Origin of the sequence: Cytobacillus sp. NJ13 (genome assembly GCA_030348385.1) — a bacterium.
Classification (GTDB): Bacteria; Bacillota; Bacilli; order Bacillales; family Cytobacillaceae; genus Cytobacillus.
In genome coordinates this window covers 1550038-1564453 of the sequence record JAUCFP010000006.1, presented here as the reverse complement: position 1 = coordinate 1564453, position 14416 = coordinate 1550038, and the positions used below count along the sequence as shown (strand labels likewise).

Sequence of the window (14416 nt, the reverse complement as noted above, 5' to 3'; positions counted from 1 at the left end):
AAATGAACGATAATTTTAAGGAAAAAAGACTTTTATATAATAATAGCGAAGATTTATATTTTCTAGCTTATAATTTAATTCTAATTTTATCAGTGTTAGATTGTAAAACTGATAAAAGCAGCTTTAAAGATTATAGAAAGCTAATCTTTTTAATCCCAATTATATCTAATGAGAAAAATACACAGCTTTTATTAAACTATTACAAAAGTTATATAAAGCCAAATGCACATATTATTAAAGAGTTAAACCGAATATATTATGATGCGATAGAAACAATAACTCTAATAAGATACTTATTATTAATTTTAGAAAAAAGAAATATCATTAAAATTGTTGTTGAAGATAATAAAGTTAATATCTATTTGTTGGAAAATGAAACTATTAAAATGTTTATTCAAGATACCAAATTTGAAAAAGAAAAAAGACGAATAATTGACATTAAAGGAAAGGTAAAGAGTTTGAAAAGATTAAATTATATGACTTTCGTAGATAACTTTTTTAAAGCAAATGGGGTAGCGATATGGGAGCAATAGTAATTAATTCTTTAAAATATAGAGGAGATACATATTTTTATAGGAATGAAAAATTTACTAAAGGTTTAAATTTGTTGGTGGGGGATAATGGGAATGGAAAATCTACTTTCACCTACCTAATTGTTTATTGCTTAGGTATTGACGTAGAATTCTTTAAAGAGAGTAGTAAAGAGCCTATAAATGAAATCTTGCAAGACTCCAATAAAATTATTGAGTTAAGTATAAGCATTAATAGTGAAAATTTTATATTAAAAAGACAAATCGGCGAAAACATAATTAGTGTTTATGATTTTAAAGCAGGAGAATATACAACATATAGTGTGTATAGAAAAGGCTTTATTTATCAAAAAGAAGATATGACATTTTCTGATTGGATAATGAATAAATTAGGTATTGAATTTGTGGAGATAGAACAAAATAATACGACTCATCGCTTAAACATTGATGACCTATTTAGATATATTTATTATGACCAATTAACTGAAAACAAAAAGATAATTAGTGAGTTTGGAATACAACCTTCTGATTATTTTAAGAACAGTAATATTATGAAAAGAAGTATTTTTGAAGTATTAATGTCAGGTTATAATGACGAGTATTATAAAAAGTACTCTGAATTAAAGAGGTTAACTAAAGAATTACAAGTAGAGAAACAAAAATTAAAATCTATTGAAATAATTCAACATGAAATACTTAAACAATTAAGAAAACATGATATTGAAAATATAAATGAAGAATTGATAGCTACGAAAACTGAATTAAAAAGATTAAATAATATAAGAGAAGATATTAAAAAGGAGAGGCATTTTGGTGAAGAAGTAGTTTCAAGAATTCAAGAAGTCCAAAAGAATATTGTTATTGAAACACATAAATTAAAAAATTATGAGTACCAGCTAAACTCAGTTTCTGAAGGTTTATCAAAATCATTAAGAGTTAAAGATGATTTAAAAAGTGAAATTGAACATATAGACAAAGTTTTATTTACCGCACAGTATATAGATTTAATTAATAATGAAGAATGCCCATTTTGTTTAGACAAAGTTGTTTTATATGAAAATAAATGTATTTGTGGTTCCAATAATCATTTAGATTTTTCCAGATTTATATATTCTGATAAAGAATATATCCAGTTGTTAAAGTCAAAAGTAAAATCTTTAGAAACAATCAATGAAGTCATTGAAGGATATAGAAAAGATTATGCTCAATTAAATGAAATTATCGAAAATACAAAAAAACAAATAGAAATATTAGTTAATGAAGTTAAAGCAATTACAGGTGATATAGAAGTAAACTCAAATGTTTCTGCTATTGATGAAATTACTGATAAAATAATCCCATTAAAAGAAACCGCTTCTGAATTAGCGATATTAAAAGAGAAGGCGAAAGATATAAATAATTCTAAAAGTATAATTAGTGGGTTAGAGGATAAAATTCAAAAGACTAGAGAGCGTTTAAATAAATTAGAAGAAGAAAAAGATAATATGTTCCAAAAAAATATAGAACAGTTTGAAAAAATATATAGTGAATATCTTAGAGACTTTTTTGATGCTAATGAAAACGAATATATAGTTAAATTAGACAGAAATTATTATCCGTTTATTGGTCAGTATAAAGAGCAAAGTTTTAATGTACCAAGAAGACTATTCTTTTATTTATCTTTACTTAAACTATCTTTAAATCCAGATTATCAAATCGCTTTCCCAAAATTTTTAATAATTGATACTTTAAAGGCTGAAGGAATTGAAATTCCGCATTTAAAAAAATTATTCACTTACATTGAGGAATTTAAAGATACAGATTGTCAAATACTAATTACAAGTGGATATGATGAATACGAAGAAGAGTTGCAAAACGAGTTTTTAATTGATTATTTATCTTCAGAAAACAAACTTCTAAAAAGAAAAAGTTAAGTAAGCTAAAAAAGTTAGAAGATTTGATAGTTGAATATGTATATTAACAATTTTATTATGAATGTATAAGGTCTTAAACCAAGTTCGTAAGTATTTAATCCTCTCTAGAGGATAAAATCGATAAAGTAAGCGAGGCTTTAAAGTTTGCAATTCCTTGTGGTTCTAAGTTCGGCATAATGCCACGTGAATTGCAAATAGGTAAATAATGTTGTAAAGCATCCCTCACCGTTACGTTGTAATATCAATGGTTGTTGCCATACTGTATGACATTACCTCTAAATTATGGAGCAATCATAAAAGTCTAGATTATTTCTAGGTTTATTTTTTCTTTTAAAATTTATAATTCACAAATCACAACAGATATTTTACAAAAAAATATAATATTTTATTGGGATATGGTAATTGCCCAATAATTGAGAACGGAAAATAGGCTTGAACGTAGTAGACCCAGCAAAAGTAACTCGTTCTGCTCTACAAAACGCAGCATCTGTTGCAACTCTATTCCTAACAACCGAAGTAGTTATGGCTAAAACTAGAAGAATTGAAGCAAAAAAGTTCCAGTAAAAATACCTCAGAATTAATCTTACCCCCCATATTGGGAGTAGGATTTTTTGTATGAAAATTTTGATGTGACTGAGATTAAATAAAAGCAGAGTTTAATTAATAGGTGAATGAATAATTGACACTAATATGAACTAATAACTATAATAAATCTGTAAGGATTGAACGAAAACTGTATCAGAATTTAATAGAAATCTGTTTTGGTGGGTTTGAAAATGTTGATTTAACGGTGTTTTGAAACTGTGATTGGGGTGCTGGTGCCCTCCACGGTCTTCAAAACCGCTTGTGACCTGCGTGCCAGGTCAGCTGGGTTCGATTCCCAGGCGGTCCCGCCAACTATACATAGTTAACCGCACAGTGAATTTTGAACTGCCCCCTGTCAAGTAGACAGTGGAAATAATAAAAATGATTTAAGCGGCTTTAACTCTATATTCCATAGGGCTAAGCCGTTAATCTTTTTTGGTATCTTTCATGATTATAAAAATGTATGTACTCATCCATCGCAGTAGTAAGTTCCTCAAATGTCTTATATTTATGTAAATAATACTTCTCACATTTTAGTGTCCCAAAAAAAGACTCCATTGGCCCATTATCAATACACCGGCCCACTCGTGACATGCTATGTGTCATCTCCGCCGCATCTATTTTACGTTTGAACCCTTTAGAGGTGTATTGAAATCCACGGTCACTATGGATAAGAGGGTGTTCTCCATTCAATAGTGCTGTGGCTTGATCAAGTGTCTTGAATACAAGTTGATTATTATTGGAGTGTCCTAGAACATAACTTATAATGGATCCGTCATAAAGATCACGAATCACACTTAAATAGGCCTTTTTTGATTGGCCATACTTAAATTCTGTAACGTCCGTTACCCACTTTTCATTTGGTTTTTCGGCTGTAAATTCACGATTTAATATATTGTCTGCCACATGTTGAGGTGTAGAGCGTTTATATTGCTTCTTCTTGACACGAATGACAGAACGTAATCCAGCCACTTTCATCAACCGATCGATTCTTTTATGATTAAGTTTCTCCTCAAACTTTCTATTCATGTGAAGGGTCATCTGACGATAACCGAATATGCCATCAACTTTTTCATGGAGAATTTTCATCTCTTTGATGATTTCTTTATTCAATATTTCTCTGGATGAAGGAGTACGATTTAGCCACTTATAGTATGCAGATCGTGCAATACCAGCAATTTCACAAAGTAAACTAATACTTAAACCTTCATTCTGGTGAAGCTCTTGAATAGCGACATACTTATCCTCAAATCGGATTTGGCTAATTTTCGCCTCCTTTCGATCTCCTCTAACTTTTTTAAAAACAAATTCTCTGCACGTAACCGTTCATTTTCACTTTCTAATTTTTTCATTTGAAGGTTCATTTTCTCTTCTGGAGTCAAGCTAGTTTCTTCTTTCTTATTACCACGTTTATCTTTTAGCGCTTCATCTCCTCCATCTTCATACTTCTTAACCCATTGATAGACTTGTTGATAAGAAACATTATAAGTATTAGCTGCTTCTTGATAATCTTTTCCGTTCCCCAAGCAATCAATTACAATTTGTATTCGTTCTTCCCAAGTCGTTTTTCTTCCCTTAGTCATAGAGCTCGCCCTTCCTGGTAACGTATCTTTTAAATCTCTATGACTATTATACTTCTTTATCCAACCTCTAAGGACAGAGGAATCTGATATTTCATACAATCTAGCAACCTCACGTATAGAATACTCCCCAGACAGACAATCTCTAATGGCAGCTAGCTTCAATTCCTTGGAATACTTTTTCCAAGTAAAAGACTCTTTTAGACCTTCTAAACCACACTTATCATACTTGTGTTTCCAGTTCAAAATAGTTGTATGGTGCACGTTATATTTTGACTCAAGTTCATATGTTGAATAATGCTCGTCTAATTCCTTTAATATCTCGTATTTCTCTTCAGCAGAGTAAGATCTTTTGGACATAATAAATACTCCCCCATAAGCAGCCAGATTTTTATTTTTTAATCTGTCTACCTAAAGGGGAGCATATCATTTTTACTAGTGCGGTTTTTTCTTTATATCTATAGGAATGTAGTAGAACAATTTTAACTAGGGTTTCGTAGGTGATGTTTTTATTAAAATGCTGTGTTAAAGCTAAGGTCAATGTTGATTTAAAGCACCTGGTGATTGGAGCAGAGGGCACTCGACTATCCTGCGGGCTCACCGGGCGCCCCAGGGAAAGCGAGTGCCTTGTGCGGACATCAGCAGTCTAATTTAATATAACCAAAAAAAGATTATGGTTATGGGTTTTGAAAGTTTGATCAGGGTTTACTTTTTTCTTTTTCTAAAAACCTTTTAAGAGCTGTTTTATTTTGTTCTAAGTCTACTTTTAAGACTTCTCCAATTTCTTCATGACGTTCATTTGTAAAACTGCCATCTTCAGGGATTCGGATTGTTTGTATTTCTCCACTTTTATTGCTCAAAATGTCTTTTCCAATCGTCAAGAGTGTGGCAGTGTCAATGTCTGTATCGATGTATTTATTTAAAAGTCCTAATAGATCAGGAAGCTTTGTGACGCTATGCAGATTTACGGCTTCATCTTTTAATTTTGAGATGACTTCTTGCTGTCTTTGCACCCGGCCGAAGTCACTTAAACGATCTTGACGGAATCGAACATATCCTAACAGTTCTTTACCATGAAGTTGTTGCTTCCCTTCCTCTAACGTCATTCCGATGCCATCAGACATTTCATATGGTATGTCTACTTCAATCCCATCGGGAACAAGGAGGTCTACAGCTTTTTCGAATCCTTTGAAGTCGACAATCGCATAATGATGAATATCCAGACCAAAATTTAATTGGATGGTCTTCCTTAATAATTCAGGTCCTCCTAATGAATAAGCAGTATTTAATTTATGCTCTCCATGTTCAGGTATGGATACATACATATCACGCATAAGCGACATAAGTTTTACCTCATGAGTTTTAGGATTATAGTGAGCTACCATTATTGTATCTGTTCTAGCTTGTTTTTCTCCCCTTGAGTCACTTCCCAGTAAAAGTACATTTACAGCGTCCATTTTACTTTTCTCACCTTGAAACGAATGAGTTGCTTCAACTTTTTTAAATGGTTGATTAACCTTTTTTATAGTTCCTTCTATATAGTGAAATATAGTAAAAAGACCAACCAAAAAGATACTTAATAGAAGAATGGCGGCAGATACTCTAATCCATCTTATCCTTCTTCTCTTTCTTATTCTTGCCATACCTGCACCACCTAGGCTGAATAATAATCAACATAATCAATAAATCAAATTATATAATGGGCGTCTCTTCAGTTTCTGATGGGGCAATTAGAAACTGAAGGGGTTCAATCATTTTAGCTTGAAGTAACTATTATTCCATAATTACATTTCATTTTTTGATATATTAGATTACATTTGTTTAAAATTCTGTTTACATTAGTTTCGTTTTACACAAGTGAAATGTGAAAACAAGATAATAGAGGAATGGTTAAGGTTTTTAGTTATTGTGAGATTTAAAGGTTTTATTCACCTCATTTTTCTATAGGATACTTGTAAACAGTCCTTTAATAATCCTTTAATAGAAATAAGTAATGTTGAAATGTGTAACTGATTAATTTTCTTTGGCAATCCCTGGTGGTGCCATACTTGGTGGGTGTTGCTTTTTAACGTTTCCTGCAACGTATGAACACTTCTATTTGTCCTGACCCCAATAAACTGATGCGTTACAACTCAGGAGAAAAGTCACCATTTTTTCGTTATTGATAAAGTAGGAATTGACAGCTTAGATACTTTACCCGTAAAGTTGCTTATGATGCAATTTAAATTGGAGGATAACAGATGCAATTCATAAATAATCTACTTCTAGATATGGATCTGGATCCTAGATTAGTAGAATATCTTTCGATAATAATCAAGATTCTGCTAATAGGTCTTATCTGTATCGCAGCAAATTTTATTACAAAGAAAATCGTGATCAGGATCATCACTCGTATTGTTACAAACTCCAAGGTCAAGTGGGGTAAAATCATATTGGAAAGACAAGTTTTCCGAAAGTTATCACATATTGTTCCTGCAATCATTATTTATTCGTTTTCTACAACCTTTCCAACCTATCAGCCAATCATAGCGAAATTGGCCATTACCTATATCATTATTGTAGCGTTAGTGTTTATTGAAAGCTTACTTAATGTACTTAATGATATTTATCAAACCTTTGAAATATCCAAGGTTAAGCCTATTAAAGGATATATTCAGGTGGTTAACATTATTATCATGACTATAGGGTTCATCTTAGTAATCTCGAACCTTATTGGTGAGAGTCCTCTTATTCTATTAAGTGGTATTGGTGCTCTCTCGGCCGTTGTAATGTTAGTATTTAAGGATTCGTTATTAGGATTAGTGGCTGGAATTCAATTGACGGCCAATGATATGGTTCGGGTTGGTGACTGGATTGAAATGCCAAAATATGGAGCAGATGGTGACGTTATTGATATTTCTTTAAATACCGTAAAGGTTCAAAATTTCGACAAAACGATTACGATGATACCCAGTTATGCTCTTATTTCTGATTCTTTTATAAACTGGAGAGGGATGCAAAGCTCAGGCGGCCGACGAATCAAGCGCCATTTGTATATAGATACCAGCAGCATCACGTTTTGCACCGAGGAAATGATCGAGAAATTTATAAAAGTTCATTACCTTTCTGACTACATTATTCAAAAGGAAAGGGAAATTACTGAGTATAATGCTAGTAATGAAATCGATCGGAACAACCCTGTGAATGGCAGGGCCCTTACCAATATTGGTGTTTTTAGGGCGTATATCAACAATTACCTCAAGAATCACGATGGAATCAATCAGAATATGACCTTAATGGTTAGACAGCTGGCACATAGTGAACATGGGTTGCCTCTAGAAATTTACGCATTTACAAATTCCGTACAGTGGGCAGTGTATGAATCTGTGCAATCTGATATCTTTGACCATCTATTTGCAGTTGCACCAGAGTTTGGACTAAAGGTATTCCAGAATCCATCTGGGGCTGATTTAAGAATCATGGTAGAAGAATCGAACAACAAAGCCTTGATCGGCAAAAGAAGCTATTGAAATAATCAATCACCGAAACAAAACCGACTGTATTAAATTAACACAGTCGGTTTTTTCTAATTTAAGAGACTACATTGGTAATCTGAACTATACCCCAGATAGCGGACACTGATAAAAAAGTGCCCCTTTCTGGGGTTTTTTGTGTTTCAATAGTTTTAATGAATAGGGCGGAGGTTTTTTCATGAGTAAGAATATTTATAATGATTTCAAATGAAAGAACTTGAAAAGAATCCTAATGTTTTGAGGGCTTCTGAGAGGTCAATATCCTATAGTTCTGAATTTAAGACAAAAGCAGTGGCGGAGTACAAAAGTGGGAAAACACCATCGCAAATCTTTATTGAACAAGGCTTTTACCCCGAGATGATTGGGAAGGAACAGCCAAAACGTTGTCTTAGGCGTTGGAGAGAAACATAGCAAATTAACTACATAAAAAAGGGTGGATTTATAGACTATCCACCCATACACCAAGATTTACCTATTGTCGCATTTCTGGTTAAAATCACCAGAACTAAGGGGAGGAAAGATGCCACCCTTAGTTAATCCATTATATGCCATTTTCTGCTTTTTTATGTCCCAAAAAATGTGAATCCTGCGAACTTTGGAGAGTTTGAAGGCTCAAGAGGATTAATTTGGTGTAGAACGACGATGGCCAGGAACCTTAACAGTTTTATCTCCCACTTTTTATGTGTGAGGTTTGACAGTTACGATTTTCTTGCCTTTTTGCAGATGTTGGAGGATCCACCATTCCACGCTTTATAACTCGGAAGGTTAATAAAAATTTCAAAGGTTCGATGGAGAGTGTGGATTATCCCTTGCTTTTTTTTATTTCGAATGGTTCGGACGGTGGGTTCGAAGTTCGCCATGTTCTAGGATGTACCTGAGCTAGAGGCTTGAAACTTCAGAGGGCTTTGAAAGATTTTGGGTTGATAAGGGAAAAAGAAAATTGGAAAACAATTGATTTAAGAGGTTTATGTCATTCATAAATACCAAAGGAGACCAAATAAACCGTTTGGATAAATGGACGAGATATGGTACAAATAATGATTTATTAGTATTTTATTTTCTCTGGTGCCCTCCACTGTCCCCAAAACTCCTTGTGACTTGCGTTCCAGGTCAGCTGGGTTCGAGTCCCAGGCGGTCTCGCCAATATACATTTAATTGCCGCACAGTGGGATGCTGTGCGGTTCTTTGTGCCATCCATTTACTCACTTTAGGTGATATGGCATATTAAATTGATTGTTTCCGTATTCTGCTCATTGTGAGGCTTCGGCTATAATAGACTTAAGATAGTTAAAAGGGTACTGTATTAATAAAGAGCAGTAAAAAATAGGAGGAAGTAAGTTGATGGATAATAATGATATATTAATTCGATTGAGATATGCGTTAGAAATCAAAAATAGTGAAATGGCAGAGATCTTTAAACTTGGAGGAATAGAGGTATCCGTACCAGAGGTGGTAAAGATCCTTAAAAAGACAGATGAAGAAGAGAATGGCATGCAAATAAAATTAACAAATAGTATGTTAAATTCATTTTTGAATGGCTTCATTATTTATAAAAGAGGTAAGCAAGAGTCAAAACCAGGTCAAAATAGTACGCCAGAACCGTCCATAGAAAATAATACAAATGTAAACAATATCCTTTTAAAGAAAACCAAAATCGCCTTGTCCTTAACAACAGAGGACATGATAGATGTATTCAAAAAAGCTGGATTAAACGTATCAAAAGGAGAACTCGGTGCTTTTTTAAGAAAAGAAGGACATAAAAATTATAAAGTTTGCTTAGACAATTTTGCCAGAAACTTCTTAAAAGGACTAGCGATTAAATATAGGGGATAAGGAAGAAAAGAATTCGAGTAATAACATATAAATAGCCTATAAAGCAAAGCTGTCTGAGATCATTAAAGAGTGAATAGTTCATGAAATTAATTTATCTTTAGGAGTTACATAAATGGACTCCTGCCCTAATGACAAAAACGAGCCCCAAAATTGATTGAGAAGGCTCGTTTTTGGAATATTGGTGCCTGACCCCGGCTGCGTTGGATACGTTAATGCCTAAAGGGCCAGGCACCTTTTTTCATGATTTCAATTGATTTAGTAAGATAAAAATCCAATGAAAAAACCTTCAAAATTTTATTGCAAAGGATTGGTTATTATTGTGAGTAATAAGACATATATATTAGACAGGTTATTGTCTAGGGTAGAGATGCGGAGATTCCCTGTGAACAATAAATTGCATGACACTTCTTTGTGATGCAGTTATTGTTCATGGGTTTTTTTATGAAAAAATGGATATTAAGGGGGAAAAGGCATGAAGGTTAAGTTTTTATCATTCGTTTTAGTTTTACTGGTTGTCCTTGCCGGATGCAGCAGTGACACTGAAGTGAGAGAAACGGCTGAGATTGATTTCTGGTTCCCGGTTGCGGTTGGGGGGGATGTAGCGAACATTGTTGATGGAATTGTAGAAGAATTCGAGAAAGAAAATCCTGACATCAAGGTCAATGCGAAGTATGGCGGCAGTTATGCTGAAACGATGACACAGGTGATGGCGTCAGCGCAGGGAGGGAATCCGCCTGAACTTGCTGTTTTATTCTCAATTGATCTATTCACTTTACTTGAGAACGACCTGATCGAGGAAGTGACACCTTTGTTTGACGAAGAGTACTTAAATGATTTTTACGATGGATTCATGGCGAATTCTTCTATCGGAGATAAGGTATACAGCTTGCCATTCCAGCGCAGCACAATTGTCCTATACTACAACAAGGACGCATTCAAAGAAGCCGGACTGGATCCGGAAGCTCCACCTGAAAACTGGGATCAGCTGGTGGAATACGGGAAGAAGCTGACGAAAAATGGCGGTAAGGACCAATGGGGTCTTGAAATCCCGAGTACTGGATACCAGTACTGGATGTTCCAGGCTTTAGCACTTCAGACTGAAGACAACATCATGTCTGAAGATGGAAAGAAAGTGCACTTCAACGCACCTTACGCAAAAGAAGCGATGGATTATTGGTTGTCCCTTGGAAAAGAGCATAAGATCATGCCGGAGGGTGTCATTGAATGGGCGACAGTTCCTTCTGACTTCTTGAGCGGAAAAACAGCGATGATGTACCACACGACAGGTAATCTGACAAATGTGAAGAACAATGCAGACTTTGATTTCGGTGTATCATTCCTGCCGGCAAATAATCAGTTTGGATCCCCGACTGGAGGAGGAAACATCTACTTGTTCAAAGATCTTCCCAAAGCTAACAAGGAAGCTGCGATCAAGTTCATGAAATTTCTTACGGAACCTGAGCGCGTAGCTCAGTGGTCTATCGATACAGGATATGTCGCCACTAGAGAATCTGCTTATGAAACGGACTTGCTGAAAAAGTATGTAGAGGAATTCCCGCCTGCACTTGTTGCCCGCGAGCAATTGGAATATGCGGATAGCGAATTGGCAACTTACCAAAATGGTGAGGTGCAGAAAATTTTCAATGATCATATTCAATCGATCTTGACTGGACAAAGCTCAGTTGACGAAGGATTGGAAAAAGCTCAGGAGAAAGCAGAAGAAGTGCTGAAGCCTTTTCAGTAATAAAGCTGCAGCAGTGGACTGAATGGAGTGGAGCTCAAGTGAAAATATGCTGACCTGGGCTCTCTTTATTCACAAGAAAGGTGGGTTAGATCTGATGACAACGAAGCGAAGAAAATTCAGTTCCGGAACGAGGCACAATCTGTTCGCCTACGGATTACTGTTTCCTTCTTTCATTTTTTTAACTATGTTTACGTTTTACCCAACTCTCAAGTCGATCCAGTTAAGCTTCTACAGTGGTCCGATGACCCGGCTGCAGTTTTCCGGATTGGATCAGTATAAAGAAGTTTTAGCTGATGAGATATTCAGGAAGGTCATTCTGAATAACATCATCTTCATGATTGGGACAGTGCCAACGAGTTTGTTCCTAGCGATGTATCTTGCCATCTGGCTGAATAAAAAAATGGCCGGAAGCTCCTTGCTTAGGACATCGTTTTTCTACCCGACAATCATTCCGTTAATTGCGGTAGCGAATATTTGGCTTTTCATTTACACCCCTCAGTACGGACTGCTCGATAACTTCCTTCATTTGTTCGGAGCAGGGGACACGAACTGGCTGGGGAATCCCAATACAGTAATGATTGTGATGATTGTCATGATTATTTGGAAAGATGCTGGTTTTTATATGATTTTTTATTTAGCTGGTTTGCAAAATTTACCGAGAGATGTCTATGAAGCGGCTGAGATCGAAGGGGCGAAACCGCTCCAGATGTTCCGTCATATCACGTTCCCGCTGCTGATGCCGACGACGCTGTTCGTCATGATCGTGGCGATTACGAATTCATTCAAGAACGTCGACCACTTGTACATTATGACTAAGGGTGGACCGGATAATGCCAGCAATCTGCTGCTCTATCATATCTATGAAGCGGCATTTACGAACTGGGATCTTGGCAAAGCTGCCGTTCTGACCGTGATTTTGATTGTCATCATGCTGGGGGTCACAGCATTCAACTATTTGTATCTTGATCGGAAAATCCATTATTAAGGAGGGGAGAATGATGAAAAAACTGAACTATGGCATCATTATTGTTCTTGGGATCATTTCGTTTATCCCGCTGCTTTGGGTAATCATTACTTCTTTCTCTCCCGGGAATCAAGTGATCAATGGAGGTTTTCCGTTCTGGGTCTCAAACCCAACAGTTGAAAACTATGTGAAAGCGTGGGAGACTGCACCATTTATCCAATACTACATCAATACGTTCGTCATCGTATTTGGCGTGCTGATTGTCCAGTTGTTCACGATTACGCTTGCGGCTTATGCTTTTGCACGGGTGAACTTCAAAGGAAAAAATGTACTGTTTATCTTGTTTTTGCTCCAGCTGATGATTCAGCCTGAAATTCTGTTGTTTCCGAACTACCAGGTTATTAGCCAGCTTGGGCTCGTTAATACGAAGCTGGCCGTCATGATGCCGTATTGGGCATCAGCATTCGGGGTGTTCCTGTTGCGCCAGACTTTTAAGCAGGTCCCGTATGATCTCGATGAAGCGTCGAGAATAGACGGCTGTAAATGGTATCAGACGCTTTGGCATGTATACATTCCATCGGCTAAACCGACATATATTGCGTTTGCGCTCGTGTCCGTCAGTCACCATTGGAGCAACTTCATGTGGCCGTTGATTATCACGGATTCTGTCGAGTCCCGACCGTTGACCGTTGGACTTGCCTTGTTTGCGCAATCGTATGAAACGGGAGCACAATGGGGAATGGTCGCTGCAGGTACGGTAATGGTCATCATGCCATTAGTAGTTGCTTTCTTCATTTTCCAAAAACAATTCGTATCAAGCTTCATGCATTCAGGAATTAAATAGGTGGTGGTTAAATGGATATTCATTTTTTGGGAACGGGAAGTGCCTATCCCGGTTCCAATCGCGATAATACTTCAATTTGCTTTTCGAATGACGGTTATCATGTCCTGGTCGATGTCAGCGGCAATCCTTGCAGAAAACTGAAGCAAATGCAGATGGACTTAAGTGAGCTCGATGCAGTGATATTCACCCATTTTCATATCGACCATATTTATGGGTTGCCATCTTTGCTGTGGGGGATGTGGCTGGAAAACAGGAAAAAGCCTTTACGGATTTTTTGCGATTACCGTAATGAGAAAAAGCTTTACGAATGGCTGGCGACAATGGAGGCTGACAAGTGGCCGATCGCCTTTTCCATTGAGGTGGAAACATTTGATGGTGATCAGGAAGAGGAGCTGTTGTCAGGCGGGGAGATGACTTTTTCCTGTTTTAAAGCGCTTCATTCTGTTCCTACTGTTGGGCTGGAGGTCCGATGCCCTGGTCGAGTAGTCGTTTATTCAAGTGATACGGAAATCAACGCACGAATCGGACAGTATGACCATATAGATATGTTAATTCATGAGGCGACATCTGCTCGTAAAGTGGCCGGTAACCACAGCAGTCTCGTTGAAGTTGTAGAGAAGTATGATTTGGATAAAATCGGTGAGATTGTGTTAGTCCACTTGTCAGATAAAGAACCATATGAAGAAGAGGTGGCAAAGCTTAGCATCTTGAAGGTCGTCATCGGCGAAGACCTGATGACGAAAACAGTATAGGTAAATAGATCAAGGATAGAGATGAGGAGATTCCTTGGGTTTGGCGGCATCCAATTATTAAATTGGAGAAATCGTCATGCTCAAGGAATTTTTTATTGCCCTCTAACGGGCACTAAAACACCCACTGATTGAAGTTTTACTTTATTGGATGGAGGGGAA

At 36.1% G+C, this 14416-nt stretch carries 9 protein-coding genes and 1 pseudogene; 8 read left to right on the top strand and 2 right to left on the bottom strand.

Features of this window, described 5'->3' with window-relative positions:
• Positions 1 to 2: 2 nt before the first annotated feature.
• Positions 3 to 533 carry a hypothetical protein gene (locus QUF73_07570; GenBank protein MDM5226067.1) on the top strand — a complete coding sequence of 177 codons (531 nt, stop codon included), beginning with the start codon at positions 3 to 5 and terminating at the stop codon, positions 531 to 533.
• Positions 521 to 2443: a hypothetical protein gene (locus tag QUF73_07565; protein MDM5226066.1), complete on the top strand. Its 1923-nt coding sequence runs from the start codon at positions 521 to 523 to the stop codon at positions 2441 to 2443. The genes QUF73_07570 and QUF73_07565 overlap by 13 nt, the downstream gene beginning before the upstream one ends.
• Positions 2444 to 3414: 971 nt before the next feature.
• Here the strand turns inward: QUF73_07565 and QUF73_07560 are convergent.
• Positions 3415 to 4968, bottom strand: a pseudogene (locus QUF73_07560) (IS3 family transposase).
• 338 nt (positions 4969 to 5306) lie between these two features.
• Positions 5307 to 6251, bottom strand: coding sequence for an LCP family protein (locus QUF73_07555; GenBank protein ID MDM5226065.1), 945 nt, complete (start codon positions 6249 to 6251; stop codon positions 5307 to 5309).
• A 597-nt stretch (positions 6252 to 6848) separates the two neighbouring features.
• Here QUF73_07555 and QUF73_07550 point away from each other — a divergent pair.
• The 6 genes from QUF73_07550 to QUF73_07525 all read left to right on the top strand — a co-directional run bounded on the left by QUF73_07550 (position 6849) and on the right by QUF73_07525 (position 14257).
• Positions 6849 to 8117 carry a mechanosensitive ion channel family protein gene (locus QUF73_07550; protein ID MDM5226064.1) on the top strand — a complete coding sequence of 423 codons (1269 nt, stop codon included), beginning with the start codon at positions 6849 to 6851 and terminating at the stop codon, positions 8115 to 8117.
• Between the two features lie 1344 nt (positions 8118 to 9461).
• Positions 9462 to 9953, top strand: a complete 492-nt coding sequence (locus QUF73_07545) for a DUF1456 family protein (protein ID MDM5226063.1) — start codon at positions 9462 to 9464, stop codon at positions 9951 to 9953.
• Positions 9954 to 10425: 472 nt separating this feature from the next.
• Complete coding sequence (locus tag QUF73_07540; GenBank protein MDM5226062.1) at positions 10426 to 11697, top strand: ABC transporter substrate-binding protein; 1272 nt, start codon at positions 10426 to 10428, stop codon at positions 11695 to 11697.
• Between the two features lie 94 nt (positions 11698 to 11791).
• Complete coding sequence (locus QUF73_07535; GenBank protein MDM5226061.1) at positions 11792 to 12682, top strand: sugar ABC transporter permease; 891 nt, start codon at positions 11792 to 11794, stop codon at positions 12680 to 12682.
• A gap of 10 nt (positions 12683 to 12692) precedes the next feature.
• A complete protein-coding gene (locus QUF73_07530; protein MDM5226060.1) occupies positions 12693 to 13505 on the top strand; it encodes a carbohydrate ABC transporter permease in 813 nt (270 codons plus the stop codon).
• Between the two features lie 11 nt (positions 13506 to 13516).
• Entirely contained in the window at positions 13517 to 14257 is a 741-nt protein-coding gene (locus QUF73_07525; protein MDM5226059.1) for a ribonuclease Z, read from the top strand.
• The last annotated feature ends 159 nt before the right edge of the window (positions 14258 to 14416 follow it).